Consider the following 15,883-nt stretch of genomic DNA (forward strand, 5'->3'; position numbering starts at 1 on the left):
TTTTCATGTTAATTATAGTCTATTCGAATATTTATAGGGGTAGTTGTGGTAATCTGAAATTTTTAAAGTTTTATTGAGTTTATTTTGAATCGCATTGCAAGTTACTTTTGAAATTTTATTTATCAATTATGAAAATTTATAAAAACACACTGTTAGTTTTATTGTTAGGCTTTTTTCTTGTTGGATGTGAGCAAGCAAAGGAGATAGTCGATTATTCAATGTCAATTCCAACAAAAGGAAATAGTTGGGTTGTGAATGATTTGGCTGTAAACGAAGCAATAATCACCAAGAAAGGTATTGAAAACTGGAATAACGATTCGGCCGTGATTAGAACGTATTTCAAACTAGATACGATTGGAGAAATTCAACTTGGAATTCTTGGTAAGGCTATCGATGGAGAAGCTACATTGAAGGTTTCTTTTGAAGGGAAATCTCAGGAAGTAACGATGCGTAAAAGCGAATTCGATACTATCCCAGTAGGAACTTTTAAGGTAAATGAACCTGGTTATAAGTTTGTTGAAATTCAAGGGTTAGAAAAGAAAGGAGCTACTTTTGGAGCAATAGAAGCAATTTTGATTGGCGGAACCGCTGTAACAGCGAATACGACTTTTGTTAAGGAAGATTTTTATTGGGGACGAAGAGGGCCTTCTGTGCATTTGCGATACGAGACTCCAAAGGATATCGATGTGGAATGGTTTTATAACGAAATAACAGTACCCGAAGGAAATGATGTTTTGGGGTCGTATTTTATGGCGAACGGTTTTGGAGAAGGATATTTTGGAATGCAGGTTAATTCTTCCGAAGAGAGAAGAATATTGTTTTCTGTTTGGAGTCCGTTTAAAACTCAAAACCCAAAAGAAATTCCAGACGATTATAAAATTATTTTGCTCGAAAAAGGGCAAGGCGTTACTACTGGAGAGTTTGGTAATGAGGGATCTGGAGGGCAGAGTTTTAAGGTGTTTAATTGGAAAGCAGGTATTACTTATAAGTTTTTGTTGAAAGGTGTTCCGTCTGTTAATAATTCAACCGACTATACTGCTTACTTTTTTGATGGTGAAGCAAATCAATGGCATCTCATAGCTAGTTTTAGAAGACCACACACCTCGACTTATTTGAAACGCCAACACTCATTTTTAGAAAACTTCAGAACTGAAACTGGATTTTTAAACAGAAAAGGCTTTTATGGAAATCAATGGGTACTTGATGCAAAAGGAAATTGGCACGAACTTACAAAAGCTAAGTTTACTGCAGATAATACAGCGAGAAAAGGCTCTAGGTTGGATTACGCAGGTGGAGCAGAAGGGAATGTGTTTTTTATGACCAATTGCGGTTTCTTTGATGATACAACACCTATCGATTCTGAATTTACTAGAAAAGAAAATGGGGAAACCCCAACTATTAATTTTGAAGAATTACCAAAAGGAATTTAACGAAAACGTCAATTTTATTGATAGTTAGTTTGTTGTTTAGCATTGTTGGATATTCCAACAATGCTTTTTTATTTTATACAAGTGCATTTAGCTGTGCATACTGTATCAACATGATTGTTTTTGCATCTGTAATTTTTCCTTGTTTAATCCATTCTGAGGCTTCGGATAAAGCGACTTCAAAAACTTCAATATCTTCGTGTTCACTATCAAGTCCGCCACCTTGATGAGTTTTCATCTGTGCGTTGAATTTCCCAACATACAAGTGTAATTTTTCTGTTACGGCACCTGGTGAAGTGTAGGTTTCAAACACCTTTTTTACTTCAGAAATTTGATAACCAGTTTCTTCGTCGGTTTCACGGATGATAGACTTTTCTGGACTTTCGTCTTCAATGATTCCAGCAGGAACTTCAATCATCATCCCACTTTCATTTTCATTTAAATAGGTGGGCATTCTAAACTGTCGCGTTAGAATAATATTTTTAGTTTCAGGGTTGTATAATAAAATGGCAGCTCCATTGCCGCGGTCGTATACTTCTCGACTTATGGTTTCTGTAATTCCTTTTGAATTTTTTTGCTGAAAAATAATTTTTTTAAGGCAGTACCATTCATTTGACAGAATAGTTTCTTTTGTAATCTCGATGTTGTTATTCATTTTCAGAAAGAAATGTAATTAACTTTTTTGAGCTTCGTAAGTTGCCCAATCTTGAGTTTTGTAGATTTCTTCTCCAAAATATTTAGCGACTTTTAAGAAGGAATCGGGTTTTTGATACCCAGGAACAGGCGATATAATTTCGACATTTTCATTTAAAAATATAACAGTTGGGAAGCTCATTTTACCTTGTAGTAACGCCGCGGCAAGTTCGTGGTAACCGCGTTTGCCTTGACCTACATATTTAAATGTTTTTCCCATATATTCAATGTCTTCTTTTCCTTCAGCATCCATTTTCACCATATAAAAATTTGCTTTCATATAAGCTGCTACTTCAGGATTGTTAAAGGTGTCTTTGTCCATTTTTTTACACCATCCGCACCAATCGGTATACACATCTACGAATATTTTTTTGGGTTGCTCGTCGGTAGCCGATTTTTCAATGGCTTGTTCCCAAGTAAGCCACTCTATTTCTTGAGCAGAAGTGGTAGTGATTGCTAAAAGAAAGACGAATAAAAAGAGATTTTTCATGTATTTACTGTTCAATTTATACTTGTTTGTACGCTTTGTTATTGCGTTACTTACAGGCTTTTGATAAATGTAGTAATAATAAATGAATGTTGTGTGTAGGAAATAAAAAACTCGGCTGTGAGGCCGAGTTTACTTTTTATGCTTCTTTTACGAGTTCTTTTTGAGATAATTCAGGAATGTTTGGTTCTACTAAATTCTGAACTAAATCGTCAAAAGTTTCTCCTTTTCTTATTAAGTGTGCTTGTCCTTTGTGCCATAAAACTTCTGGTGGTCTAAATCTAGAGTTGTAATTGCTAGCCATCGAGAAGCAATAAGCTCCAGCGTTTTTGAAACACAGAATATCGCCTTCAGAAATCTCATTAATACGACGGTTACTTCCAAAAGTATCTGTTTCACAAATGTATCCAACAATAGAGTAGAAGCGCTCTTTCCCTTTTGGGTTCGAGATGTTGCTTATTTTGTGGTACGAATTGTAAAGCATTGGGCGGATAAGGTGATTAAAACCAGAGTCGATACCTGCAAAAACTGTAGAAGTTGTTTGTTTTACAACATTTACTTTTGCCAAGAAAAAACCAGCTTCACTAACCAAAAATTTACCTGGTTCGAATGCAAGAGTTAAGTCACGACCAAACTCTTTGCAAAATGCATTAAATCTTTTAGAAAGTTTTTTTCCTAATTCTTCAACATTGGTTTCGATATCGCCTTCTTTGTAAGGAACTTTAAATCCGCTTCCAAAATCGATAAATTCTAAATCGTGGAAATGTTTTGCAGTGTCAAATAATATTTCAGAAGCATACAGGAAGACTTCGATATCTAAAATATCGCTCCCCGTATGCATATGGATACCGTTTACGCGCATCCCAGTATTTTCTACAATTCTAAGGATATGAGGAATTTGGTGAATACTAATACCGAATTTCGAATCGATATGTCCTACAGAAATATTAGAATTTCCTCCTGCCATTACATGTGGATTGATTCTGATACATACTGGAACTTTCGGGTTTCTAGTACCAAATTGCTCTAAAATAGAAAGGTTGTCGATGTTAATTTGAACGCCAAGTTTGGCAACTTCTTCAATTTCTTCTAAAGAAACTCCGTTTGGAGTAAAAATAATATCTTCTGGATTAAAACCAGCCATAAGTCCTAATTGAACTTCCTGTATAGAAACCGTATCCAAACCGCTTCCTAAAGAGTTCATCAGTCTTAAAATAGCAACATTAGATAGCGCCTTTACAGCATAGTTAAGTTTTAACTGCTTTACATTTTTAAAAGCAGAGGTAAGCCTTTGGTATTGAGATGTTATTTTTTCTGAGTCGTATACGTATACCGGACTGCCAAATTCTTTGGCTACATTTAAAAGATCGCTATTGTTCATACTTCATAATAAATTAAAGAGCAAAACTATAAAAGTTGAATTGCATTCAAAATAAAATTTATTAAATATATAAAAATAAAACACAATGTTGTATTTATAACAAAAGTTGAATTGCCAAAAGTCAATTCATTATAGTATAAATAGTTGTTTTTGGTTGTGCTAAGATATTGTTTTAATTGATAATGAGTGTTGTAAGGACTGTTTTTCTGTTTTTTATTGCTACTGAAAAGACACGGTTTCAAGATTTGTACACGAATTAGAAATAATGAATAATTGTTATTTGGTGTTAAAACTTTGTCCTTTTTTGTGATGAATGTTATTCATTTTTAAAAAAATAATTCTAGATTGGGTTTATTAAACTCCATTTGTTACTTTTGTTTCGCTTTAAATTATACAATGTATCGTTATGAATTTACACGAATATCAAGGAAAAGAAATATTAGCAAGTTTTGGAGTGCGCATTCAGCGCGGAATTGTAGCACAAAATCCTGAAGAGGCCGTAGCTGCAGCAAAACAATTAACTGAAGAAACCGGAACTGGTTGGCACGTTATCAAAGCACAAGTACATGCTGGAGGCCGCGGAAAAGGTGGAGGAGTTAAGCTTGCTAAAAACCTTAAGGAAGTAGAAGAAATTGCTGGAAATATTATTGGGATGGACTTAGTAACGCCTCAAACTTCAAAAGAGGGGAAAAGAGTTCATCAAGTATTGGTGGCAGAAGATGTATATTATCCAGGAGATAGCGAAACTTCAGAATTCTATATGTCGGTATTGTTAGATAGAAGCAAAGGAAAAAACATGATTATGTATTCTACTGAAGGTGGAATGGATATCGAAGAGGTTGCTGAAAAAACACCACACCTTATTTATCATGAAGAAGTAGATCCAGCAACAGGATTGCTTCCTTTCCAAGCAAGAAGAGTAGCATTCAACTTAGGATTAAGTGGAACTGCTTTTAAAGAAATGACAAAATTTGTTACTGCATTATACAAAGCTTACGAGTCTTCAGATTCTTCGTTATTTGAAATTAACCCTGTGTTAAAAACTTCAGATGATAAAATTATGGCTGTAGATGCAAAAGTAACTATCGATGATAATGCACTTTATCGCCATAAAGATTACGCAGCAATGCGCGATTTAAGAGAAGAAGATCCGATTGAAGTAGAAGCTAAAGAAGCAGGTTTAAACTTTGTTAACCTTGACGGAAACGTTGGATGTATGGTTAACGGAGCTGGATTGGCAATGGCTACGATGGATTTAATTAAAATGGCGGGTGGAGAACCAGCTAACTTCCTAGATGTTGGAGGTACTGCCGATGCAAAAAGAGTAGAGATTGCATTCAGAATGATTTTGAAAGATCCGAATGTAAAAGCTATTTTGGTTAATATTTTCGGAGGAATTGTTCGTTGCGACCGTGTTGCTCAAGGTATTGTAGATGCTTACAAAAACATGGGAGACGCTATTAAGGTGCCAATTATTGTACGTTTACAAGGAACAAACGCTGAAATTGCAAAAGAATTAATAGACAATTCAGGACTTGCAGTACACTCTGCAATTGAGTTTAAAGAAGCTGCAGACAAAGTACAACAGTTACTTAAATAAGTCTTTTAAAATAAAAGTATTGAAAGCCTCGGTAATTTGTCGAGGCTTTTTTGTTTTTAAATTGTAAACCATATCCCGAAAAAATGTTTGCAATGTAAAGTTTTTGTTAGCTGAATTACTTCACGGTGTAAAATGCTAACTTTCTAATTATTAAGTATAAAAGCTGCTGAATTTATAGGAAATCAATATAGAAATTCAATTCTTCTTATAGAAACCAATTAAGTATTAGTAGCTTCTTTTTTTGGTTGATTTTTTTGTTTTTCAAACGAAATTTAGCAATCTCTTGTCAGCAGAAGCTTCTCAGGTGTTTTGCACTTTTTCACCACTTTTTCAGCAAGGTTAGGCAAATGTTATTCAGTTTAAAAGTTAGTTAACTATTTGTTTTTAAGTTATTTATGTGATTTTCTGTTTGTAATTTTGATCTGTAATCAAAAAACACAAAGCAATGAAAAATTTAAAAATCTTTTTAGCCGTGGCAAGTATGTTTGTTTCGACAATGCTAGTTGCCAACAACGATCCAAAACCTGTAAACAAAAACGTTACAAAAGAGTTGTCTACTATTTTAGGAACTCCATCATTTAGAGTTTCTGAAGACGACATGATTGCGAATGTTCATTTTTTAGTAAACAGTAAAAATGAATTGGTAGTGATTAACGTAGTTGCAGAAAACGACATGGTAGAGTCGTATATTAAAAGTAGAATGAATTACAAAAAAGTAACGCCTGGTACTTTAAAAGCAAATGAAGAGTACAAGGTTGACGTTAGAATTGTAGCAAAAGGTTAGTTTGTAGAGTAGTTAGTTTAGGGAAGTTGAAAGATCGTCTTTTTGAGGGAAAGGCGATTTTTCTTTTTTTTAAGTAGTAGATAAAAACAAAAAACTGCCTCAAGGGCAGTTTCTGTTAAATTCTAATTCCTACGGGGAGTAAACCTTTAAATTCTTTGTGTCTTCTTAAAAAACCTGCTATTTGAGGGCTTGTTGGAACAACACTTAGATTTTTTTCTTCAATATGTTTCAAAACAGTTGTTATGAAGTTGTCTTTGAAGTTTGGGTCTGTTACCTCTTCTGGAATAACTAGTTTTGTTAAAAAAACTTTTCGTTCTTGAGAAGCATACTCAATTTTTGCTAGCTTACCATCAATTTTTGTTTCGTATTGACGCAAAAACTCATTGTCATTAATTACTACTTCATTCATTATTACGAGATTTAAAAATCATTCTTAAACTATAAAAACTTCGACTATCGAAATAGGTATAGCGCAATACTTACACTTGCCAAAATTTTATAAACCTTTCAGCTATAAAACGCGCAGTAGTTAAATTTGGTTTCGGTTGGTGGTTGTTTTGAAAGAGAAATACATACCTTTATGTGCTACAAAGATACGAAAAAAAATGGCTAACATTCTATTTTTCAATTATTAATATCTATGAGTGAGGTTAAAACACATGTGTATTTTATGCCAGGAATGGCTGCAAATCCATCGATTTTTGAATATATAAAGCTTCCTGAAGAGCAATTCGAAACTCATTTTTTACATTGGCAAATACCGTTAAAGAACGAACCGTTGGAGGATTATGCAAAACGTATGACAACATTTATTGAGCATGACAACCCAGTGTTGGTAGGAGTTTCATTTGGTGGCGTATTGGTACAAGAAATGGCAAAAATTATTTCAGTAAAAAAAGTAATAATTATCTCAAGTGTTAAGTGTAATAAAGAGTTGCCAAAGCGAATGGTATTTGCAAAGTACACGCATCTTCATAAATTATTGCCTACAGGTTTGGTTACTAATATTGAGTTGGTTGCAAAATATGCATTTGGAGAATCGGTTACAAAACGTTTAGATTTGTATGAGAAATATTTGTCGGTAAGAGATAAATATTATCTAGATTGGGCTATCGATGCGATTATTAATTGGAAACAAAAAGATCCGTTTCCGTCGGTTATTCATATTCATGGCGATAAAGACGGCGTTTTTCCGTGTATAAATATTCACGATTGTATTAAAATAAAAGGAGGAACTCACGTTATGATATTGAATAAATTTAAGTGGTTTAACGAAAACCTGCCAAAATTAATCTTGGAAAACTAACAAATCAAATTTGTATATTTATAAAAAAAAATGGGGATGAAACGAATAAAAAATATTTTAGTTTTAGCTGGAGTAGTGGGTATTGCTGCAGTTTTTATCAACGCAGTACAGGCAACAAACATTACTTCGGTTGCTAGTTCAGAAACAAATAAAGACAGTTTAAGTCGTGTACACGATTATAATATTTATGCTTTGAAAATTCCTAGCGGATTAAATTTTGCTGGTGAAAGGGTTCCTATAGAAGATCCAGATATTAGAGAGCGAATGGATAGAGAATTGTTGGTAAATACGTATTGGCAATCTAACGGATTGTTGCTGATTAAAAGGGCTAACAAGTATTTTCCGGTAATCGAACCAATTTTGAAACGCTATGGAGTTCCAGACGATTTAAAATATATCGCTGTTATTGAAAGTGGATTAACACAAGCTATTTCGCCTGCTGGAGCTACTGGTTTTTGGCAATTAATGAAAGGTACTGCTAGAGAATATGGCTTAGAAGTAAATGATAATGTGGATGAGCGTTATCATATTGAAATGGCTACGGAAGTTGCGTGTAAATATCTAATAAAAGCTAAAGAGCGTTTTGGAAATTGGACAATGGCTGCAGCTGCTTACAATGCTGGACAGTACGGAATGGCAAAACAATTAGACCGTCAAGAAGTAACCGACTATTACGATGTGCTTTTGGGTGAAGAAACAGGGCGTTATGTATTTAGAATTTTAGCTTTAAAAGAAATATTATCAAACCCTGAAGCTTACGGTTTTAACTTTGATCAAGAAGATTTATACACACACATTCCTGTAAATAAAGTTGAAGTAGATACCGTTGTAACCGATTTCCCAAAGTTTGCACAACAGTACGGAATTAACTATAAAATCTTGAAAATTCACAACCCTTGGTTGCGCGAAACGCATTTAAACAATGCTTCTCGTAAAAAATATTATATCGAAATTCCGAAAGCAGGATTCTATCCTTCTGTGCAATAATGTGGAATTATATTACAGATCATTTGTGGCAATTTTTGCTAGGCTTAAATTATGTACTAGCATTAATTGCTGCAGTTACTATTCTGCTTAAAAATATAAATCCAACCAAAACCCTCTCTTATTTAATTGCGCTACTCGCATTTCCGTTTTTGGGTTTAATTGTTTATTATTTCTTCGGACAAGACTACAGGAAGTTTAAAATATTTAAAAAGAAAAATGTTTTAAATCAGAAGAATATAAAAGAGTGGGCGCAACAATTAGTACTAAACAAAAAAGAAGCTTTTGCTTTGGGGAGCGATGTTTTAGATGGAAATACTAAAATTATCAGACTCATCGATAGCGAAAATCGTTCGCCACTTACACTGCATAATAAGGTTCAAATTTTAATCAATGGTGAAGAAAAATTTAAAGTCTTATTTCAAGATGTAAAAGCAGCAACTTCATCCATTCATATTGAATATTACATTTTTAGAGATGATGAAATAGGTTCCGAATTAATTGAAATTCTTTGTGAAAAAGCATCTCAAGGTGTTAATGTTAAGATTAATTACGACTCTGTTGCGAGTTCCTTCAGCAATAAATCTATTAAATGTTTAAAAGATAGTGGCGTAGAAATGTTTCCTTTTATGCCTGTGTATTTTCCGAAGTTTGCAAGCAAGGCCAATTATCGAAATCATAGAAAAATGATTATTATCGATGGAAAAATAGGATATGTTGGCGGTATAAATATTGGAGATGAGTATGTAAATAAAGACGGACGTAGGTTTTGGCGCGATACACATTTACGCATCGAAGGGCAGGCGGCAGGTTTGTTGCAATTTCATTTTTCGTTGGATTGGGATTTTGTGTGCGATAAACCGATTAAGATTGATAAAAGTTGGTTTCCAGATACCGATGTGCAAGAAAAAATTCCGATTCAAATTGCAGCCAGTGGTCCCGATACCGAGTGGGCAAATATTATGGAAGCTATGTTTACGGCTATCAACGAAGCAAATAGGTATGTGTATATTACAACGCCTTATTTTATTCCGAATGACGAAATTTCGTTGGCACTTTCTACGGCTTCCAAAAGTGGTGTTGATGTTAGACTGATGATTCCTAAAAGTTGCGACTCGTGGGCTGCGAAGTATGCAACCTATTCATATCTTGAGAAGTTGTTGAGGGCAGGGGTGAAAATTTATTTATACGAAAAAGGAAACATTCATGCTAAAACCATGATTGTTGACGATGTTTTTACCACCATAGGAACCTCAAATATGGATTATAGAAGCTTTCATATAAACTTTGAGGTCAATGCACTTATTTACAACGAAGCTATCACAAAACAGATGTTAGATATTTATATTGACGATCTTCAGTATAGCGAACAAGTTGATGCTGAAAGATGGTTTAATAGAGGACTGTCTCAACGCCTTAAAGAATCGTTTTGTAGGCTGTGGGCGCCACTTTTGTAAATTAACGTGAATTCGACGTAAGAATAATGAATGTGAGATAAAATAGACCTATTTAAAAAGTATTGAAAATCAAGGAAGCAGCGTGGGCTGATAGATAAAAAGCTGTTTGAGCGTAGCGAGTTCTTTTTATCTGTGGAGGTTGTTTCCGTAGATTTTCTGATGCTTTTTGAATCAGTCTTGACTTTTTTGTTTCGTTTTTGTGTCAAGACAAAAATGAAAGTATTAATAAGTAATTTAAATACAAATAATTAAAGGTGCTATAATATGTTAATGTTTATATCGAACTGAGGCTAAATTAGAGTAAATTCGATTTACGAATTTGAATGTTATTGAATTCGGCTAAACATTCAACTATTTCCACTAGATGATTTGGGATTATAATTTAGTAGTAATAAAAAAAGCAATTACTCCTTGTAGAAATAATTGCTTTATCAATTTTTAGTTGCAAACTGCTTAGATGCGTTTCATTTGCTGTTGCATCATTTTTATTTGTTCTTTTAGCATATTTTGCTTGTCTAGCTTTTTGGCTTCGTTTAAAAGCATTGTAGCTTCTCTTTTTCTTCTTTTTTGCATGGAGATTCCTGCAAGGCTTAATTTTGCCATAGCCAAATCGTAATCCATATTTAGACCAAGCTTAATTGCTTTCTTAAAATATTTTTCAGCTTCAGTTAAATTAGTCTGCGAAGTTATAATCCCTTTTAAGTAGTTATAATAACCTTGTTGTTTGGTTACTAATGCACTTTCTGGGTTTTTAATTTTATTAAGCCATTTATTGGTTCCTTCCATATCTTGCTTACGCATTCTTAAAAAAGCGAGCAAAATCATTTCATTTCGGAAGTATAAGAAAATAAAAATAAGTGAAAGTAGGATTAAAAAAATACCATTACCTATATGGCCTTCAATGAATTGATAAACGGCGTAAGCAATGATTAATACAGCAATTACTAATTTTATATTTTTGTTGAACATGTCGGGAATTTTCAATTGAAGGGCAAAGGTAATAAAAACTTATAAAAATATTTTTAAAAAGGTGTTTGTATAAGTAAAAAGTCTTTGTATATTTGCGCCGCGCTTTTGTGAAGTATATTTAAGCCGAAAAGAGATAGAGTTACCAAAGAGATAAAGATATTACAATGAGTAAAAGAACATTTCAACCCTCGAAAAGAAAAAGAAGAAATAAGCACGGATTCAGAGAAAGAATGGCCTCTGCAAACGGTAGAAAGGTGCTTGCTAGCAGAAGAGCAAAAGGTAGAAAAAAATTATCTGTTTCTTCTGAACCTAGACACAAGAAATAATGATCGTATTGATTATTAAAATATAAGGTGTTACTTTTGTTAGTAACGCCTTTTTTTATACCCAACAACATCATATATAATACAATAGCTATTTAAAATGCCAAAAAGAAAAGACCTAAAGAGTATACTGTTAATAGGCTCAGGACCTATTATTATTGGGCAAGCGTGCGAATTTGATTATTCTGGTTCGCAAGCATTACGCTCGCTTAGAGAAGATGGAATTGAAACAGTTTTAATCAATAGCAACCCTGCTACGATTATGACCGACCCTTCAATGGCCGACCATGTATACTTGAAACCTCTAACTACAAAATCGATTGTTGAAATCTTAAAAAAGCACCCAAATATCGATGCGGTTTTACCAACTATGGGAGGACAAACAGCATTGAATTTGTGTATCGAAGCTGATGAAAAAGGAATTTGGGAAGATTTTGGAGTAGAAATTATCGGAGTGGATATCGACGCTATTAATATTACTGAAGATCGTGAGAAATTCCGTGAGTTAATGCTTAAAATTGGTATTCCGATGGCACCGCAAGCTACGGCTACTTCTTTCTTAAAAGGAAAAGAAATTGCGCAGGAGTTTGGTTTTCCTTTGGTAATTAGAGCATCGTACACTTTAGGTGGTGCGGGAGCTTCTATTGTTTATAAACCTGAAAACTTCGACGAACTTTTAAGTCGAGGACTCGAGATTTCGCCAATCCACGAAGTAATGATCGACAAAGCTTTGATGGGATGGAAAGAATACGAGCTTGAGCTATTGCGCGATGAAAATGACAACGTAGTAATTATCTGTACAATCGAAAATATGGATCCGATGGGAATTCATACTGGAGATTCGATTACTGTAGCGCCTGCGATGACACTTTCTGACAGGACTTTCCAAAAAATGCGTGATATGGCAATCCATATGATGCGTAGTATTGGAGATTTTGCTGGAGGTTGTAACGTACAGTTTGCGGTAAGTCCAGACGATCAAGAAGATATTATCGCGATTGAAATTAATCCTCGTGTATCTCGTTCTTCTGCATTGGCATCAAAAGCAACAGGATATCCAATTGCAAAAATTGCAAGTAAATTGGCTATCGGTTACACGTTAGACGAACTTCAAAATCAAATTACAAAATCTACTTCAGCATTATTCGAGCCGACTTTAGATTATGTAATCGTAAAAATACCTCGTTGGAATTTTGATAAGTTTGAAGGATCTGATAGAGAATTAGGACTTCAAATGAAGAGTGTTGGAGAGGTAATGGGGATTGGACGTTCGTTCCAAGAGGCGTTACACAAAGCAACACAATCGCTCGAAATTAAACGTAATGGTTTAGGAGCAGATGGAAAAGGGTATAAAAACTACGATCAAATTATCGATAAATTAACGCATGCTAGTTGGGATCGTGTGTTTGTAATTTACGACGCTATTCAAATGGGAATTCCTTTGAGTCGCATTCACGAAATTACAAAAATCGATATGTGGTTCTTAAAACAATATGAAGAATTACATTTCCTCGAAAAAGAAATTTCAACACATACCATAGAAACTCTTTCTAAAAGTTTATTGCTAGAAGCGAAACAAAAAGGTTTTGCCGACAGACAAATTGCGCATATGTTAGGATGTTGGGAAAGTGAAGTTCATGCAAAAAGAGATGAATTAAACATCAACAGAATATACAAATTGGTAGATACCTGTGCTGCGGAATTTAAAGCGGAAACGCCTTATTACTATTCTACTTTTGAAGATGTGGTAAGAACTGCCGATGGCGAAGTGTATTCGGATAACGAAAGTGTTGTTACAGATAAAAAGAAAATAGTGGTTTTAGGTTCTGGACCAAACCGTATCGGACAAGGAATTGAGTTTGACTACTGTTGTGTGCATGGTGTTTTAGCAGCTGCTGAATGTGGTTACGAAACCATCATGATTAACTGTAACCCTGAAACAGTTTCTACCGATTTTGATACAGCCGATAAATTATACTTCGAGCCAGTATATTGGGAGCATATCTACGACATTATCCGTCATGAAAATCCAGAAGGTGTAATTGTACAGTTGGGTGGGCAAACAGCACTTAAATTGGCTGAAAAGCTTAATAAATACGGAATCAAAATTATTGGAACTAGCTTTGAATCTTTAGATTTAGCTGAAGATAGAGGAAGTTTCTCAAGTCTACTAAAAGAAAATAACATTCCTTATCCAGAATTTGGAGTAGCAGAAACTGCCGATCAAGCGCTTGCTTTGGCAGATGAGCTTGATTTCCCAATCTTGGTTAGACCTTCGTACGTACTTGGAGGACAAGGAATGAAGATTGTTATCAATAAAAAAGAATTAGAGGAGCATGTTGTTGACCTGCTAAGAAAAATTCCGAACAATAAATTATTACTCGACCATTATTTGGATGGTGCTATAGAAGCTGAAGCCGATGCAATTTGCGACGGAGAAGATGTGTACATTATAGGAATTATGGAGCATATTGAGCCTTGCGGAATTCACTCTGGAGATTCGAATGCTACATTGCCACCGTTCAATTTAGGAGATTTAGTTTTAGAGCAAATTAAAGATCATACTCGTAAAATTGCACTAGCGCTGAATACGGTTGGGTTGATTAATATTCAGTTTGCAATTAAAGATGATAAAGTGTATATTATTGAGGCAAATCCACGTGCTTCTAGAACGGTGCCATTTATTGCAAAAGCGTATAAAGAGCCGTATGTAAACTATGCGACCAAAGTAATGTTGGGAGAGAAGAAAGTAAAAGACTTTACATTTAATCCGCAACTAGAAGGTTACGCTATAAAACAGCCTGTATTCTCTTTTAATAAGTTCCCTAATGTGAATAAAAAATTAGGACCAGAAATGAAGAGTACTGGAGAAAGCATCTTGTTTATTGATAGCTTGAAAGACGATGAGTTTTACGACTTGTATCAACGTAGAAAAATGTATTTGAGTAAATAATATTTTTCAGTAATAATAACTTATACAAACTGCCTAAAATTGAATTATTTTAGGCAGTTTTTTATTTCTATTAAAAAGTTTTTTATGTGAAATTGGATAAAGATTCAGTTTCGATTTATTAGAAATACATTAATAATTTACTATGAGAAAGTATTAAATACCAAAGCAGTTGTTATAGCAATACCGAAGCTTAACAGTGTTCCAATCAAGATGTATTCGGTTAGCTTTCGGTCTTTGGCTTCGGTCAAATCACTAAACCTAAAAATAGATTTTGCCGCAATTAAAAAACCAACGCCTTCCCAATGGTTTGTAGCAATAAAAACAAACACAAGCAACCGCTCTAACATGCCAATATACTTCCCTGCGTTTTCAAGCGAATCGTCTTTTTCCATTTCCGTTTTTGGGGTGTAAACCGAAATAAGTGTTTTAATTATGATTGAAGTTGGTTGCGTTAAAAACAACACGCATGTAACAATTAAAAGCAGTTGCGAATTTGTAATGAAGCTAAAATCAATTTCAGTAGTACTCGAAAAAACAGATAGTAAACCAATTACAACAAGGTGTAATAGTTGGTCGATAAAGAAAAATATTCTTTTTGTTTTTTCAGTCTGAAGTAAAAGTTTTGCAGCGTCAATGATGAGATGAGAAATACCAATAATTACTGAGATGTACCAAAGTTTTAATTTCCAAACAAACAAAAACGCCAAAGCAGTATGAATGGCAATATGGAGGTATAGTTTTCCTGAAGCTAGTTTTTTACTTTCCTTTTCGGTAACCCATTTTTTAGACTGAAATGTAAAATCGCCAAGCAAGTGTGCTAGTAATAACTTTAAAAATAACTCCATTTTTTTGGTTTTATAACGCGCTTATTTTTTTCTGATACATTTTATGAAGTTCCACAATTTCATCAAAATGTGCTCTTTTTAAACGATCGCTTGCTGTATTTTGTTTTATCCCGATTAATTTTCCTAATTCTTGTTGAGACGAATTTGGATTTTGAATAGCAAGTTTTACAATTTCTGCTGAATTTTTTGTCCAACTATCCATGGCAATTAAAGCCAGTTTAAAATACAAATTTAATTCCTCGTTCAGCGCCTTATCATCAGTTTTTATTGCCAGATTTGCTTTGTTTTGTTTCAGCATTTCAAATTCTTCTCCAGAATGAATAAAAGCACTCCCGTTTGATTCTGATACTTTAGAAGCAGTATGAGTTTTGCTTCCAACGCCAATTGCCATACGAACGTCTATGTTTGGAACTTCTTTTATGGAGGCCTTTATAAGTACAGCAGTTAAGAAGGTTTCTTGGGTGTTTTTTATTTCAATTTGAAAACTATCGCCACGATAAATTTCCCAAAGTTGATCATTTGGATCGATAGTCTTGAATATCTTTTTTAAGGGTGTAAGCCATTGCTCAGGGGCATTTGCTTCCCTAGAATTAATAATATCGCCTGTAATAACACTCGTCATTTTTATTGGGTTAGATGTCAATAATTTTAAATATTGCGTTTTAAACCGATAA

General features: G+C 34.1%; 15 protein-coding genes. 8 read left to right on the forward strand and 7 right to left on the reverse strand.

Annotation, left to right across the window (positions count from 1 at the left end; all coding sequences use genetic code 11):
• Positions 1–128 precede the first annotated feature (128 nt).
• On the forward strand, positions 129–1,430 hold the full coding sequence (locus JMA43_RS05260; protein ID WP_342155332.1) for a DUF3472 domain-containing protein: 1,302 nt from the start codon (positions 129–131) through the stop codon (positions 1,428–1,430).
• A gap of 73 nt (positions 1,431–1,503) precedes the next feature.
• Here JMA43_RS05260 and JMA43_RS05265 read toward each other — a convergent pair whose 3' ends face one another.
• The 3 genes from JMA43_RS05265 to lysA form a co-directional block, all read right to left on the reverse strand.
• Positions 1,504–2,082, reverse strand: a complete 579-nt coding sequence (locus JMA43_RS05265; protein ID WP_342155333.1) for an NUDIX domain-containing protein — start codon at positions 2,080–2,082, stop codon at positions 1,504–1,506.
• An 18-nt stretch (positions 2,083–2,100) separates the two neighbouring features.
• Positions 2,101–2,610, reverse strand: a complete 510-nt coding sequence (locus tag JMA43_RS05270; RefSeq protein WP_342155334.1) for a thioredoxin family protein — start codon at positions 2,608–2,610, stop codon at positions 2,101–2,103.
• A 136-nt stretch (positions 2,611–2,746) separates the two neighbouring features.
• Entirely contained in the window at positions 2,747–3,988 is a 1,242-nt protein-coding gene (gene lysA, locus JMA43_RS05275; protein ID WP_342155335.1) for a diaminopimelate decarboxylase, read from the reverse strand.
• 406 nt (positions 3,989–4,394) lie between these two features.
• Between lysA and sucC the strand changes: the two genes are divergently transcribed.
• The gene (sucC, locus tag JMA43_RS05280) at positions 4,395–5,588 is read left to right on the forward strand and encodes an ADP-forming succinate--CoA ligase subunit beta (protein ID WP_342155336.1); all 1,194 of its coding nucleotides are present in this window, start codon (positions 4,395–4,397) and stop codon (positions 5,586–5,588) included.
• A gap of 445 nt (positions 5,589–6,033) precedes the next feature.
• Positions 6,034–6,372 (forward strand): hypothetical protein, encoded by a 339-nt coding sequence (locus JMA43_RS05285; protein ID WP_342155337.1) that lies wholly within the window; start codon positions 6,034–6,036, stop codon positions 6,370–6,372.
• A 115-nt stretch (positions 6,373–6,487) separates the two neighbouring features.
• Here the strand turns inward: JMA43_RS05285 and JMA43_RS05290 are convergent, their stop codons facing one another.
• Positions 6,488–6,781 (reverse strand): GNAT family N-acetyltransferase, encoded by a 294-nt coding sequence (locus JMA43_RS05290; RefSeq protein ID WP_342155338.1) that lies wholly within the window; start codon positions 6,779–6,781, stop codon positions 6,488–6,490.
• A gap of 231 nt (positions 6,782–7,012) precedes the next feature.
• On the opposite strand from JMA43_RS05290, the gene JMA43_RS05295 reads away from it, so the two are divergent.
• From JMA43_RS05295 to cls, 3 genes are read left to right on the forward strand one after another with little or no spacing between them, the layout of a single operon-like run.
• Complete coding sequence (locus JMA43_RS05295) at positions 7,013–7,678, forward strand: alpha/beta hydrolase (RefSeq protein WP_342155339.1); 666 nt, start codon at positions 7,013–7,015, stop codon at positions 7,676–7,678.
• A gap of 36 nt (positions 7,679–7,714) precedes the next feature.
• Positions 7,715–8,665 (forward strand): lytic transglycosylase domain-containing protein, encoded by a 951-nt coding sequence (locus tag JMA43_RS05300; RefSeq protein WP_342155340.1) that lies wholly within the window; start codon positions 7,715–7,717, stop codon positions 8,663–8,665.
• Positions 8,665–10,119 carry a cardiolipin synthase gene (cls, locus tag JMA43_RS05305; protein ID WP_342155341.1) on the forward strand — a complete coding sequence of 485 codons (1,455 nt, stop codon included), beginning with the start codon at positions 8,665–8,667 and terminating at the stop codon, positions 10,117–10,119. The genes JMA43_RS05300 and cls overlap by 1 nt, the downstream gene beginning before the upstream one ends.
• Positions 10,120–10,572: 453 nt before the next feature.
• On the opposite strand, the gene JMA43_RS05310 is transcribed toward cls, so the two are convergent.
• The gene (locus tag JMA43_RS05310; RefSeq protein WP_342155342.1) at positions 10,573–11,088 is read right to left on the reverse strand and encodes a DUF2892 domain-containing protein; all 516 of its coding nucleotides are present in this window, start codon (positions 11,086–11,088) and stop codon (positions 10,573–10,575) included.
• Between the two features lie 164 nt (positions 11,089–11,252).
• On the opposite strand from JMA43_RS05310, the gene rpmH reads away from it, so the two are divergent.
• On the forward strand, positions 11,253–11,414 hold the full coding sequence (rpmH, locus tag JMA43_RS05315) for a 50S ribosomal protein L34 (RefSeq protein WP_342155343.1): 162 nt from the start codon (positions 11,253–11,255) through the stop codon (positions 11,412–11,414).
• Between the two features lie 97 nt (positions 11,415–11,511).
• On the forward strand, positions 11,512–14,364 hold the full coding sequence (carB, locus tag JMA43_RS05320) for a carbamoyl-phosphate synthase large subunit (protein ID WP_342155344.1): 2,853 nt from the start codon (positions 11,512–11,514) through the stop codon (positions 14,362–14,364).
• A gap of 140 nt (positions 14,365–14,504) precedes the next feature.
• Here the strand turns inward: carB and JMA43_RS05325 are convergent, their stop codons facing one another.
• Both JMA43_RS05325 and JMA43_RS05330 read right to left on the reverse strand, forming a co-directional pair.
• Positions 14,505–15,209, reverse strand: a complete 705-nt coding sequence (locus tag JMA43_RS05325) for a DUF3307 domain-containing protein (protein WP_342155345.1) — start codon at positions 15,207–15,209, stop codon at positions 14,505–14,507.
• Between the two features lie 10 nt (positions 15,210–15,219).
• Positions 15,220–15,831 carry a SatD family protein gene (locus tag JMA43_RS05330; protein WP_342155347.1) on the reverse strand — a complete coding sequence of 204 codons (612 nt, stop codon included), beginning with the start codon at positions 15,829–15,831 and terminating at the stop codon, positions 15,220–15,222.
• Between the last annotated feature and the right edge of the window lie 52 nt (positions 15,832–15,883).

This window comes from Joostella sp. CR20 (genome assembly GCF_038433465.1).
Taxonomy (GTDB): domain Bacteria; phylum Bacteroidota; class Bacteroidia; order Flavobacteriales; family Flavobacteriaceae; genus Galbibacter.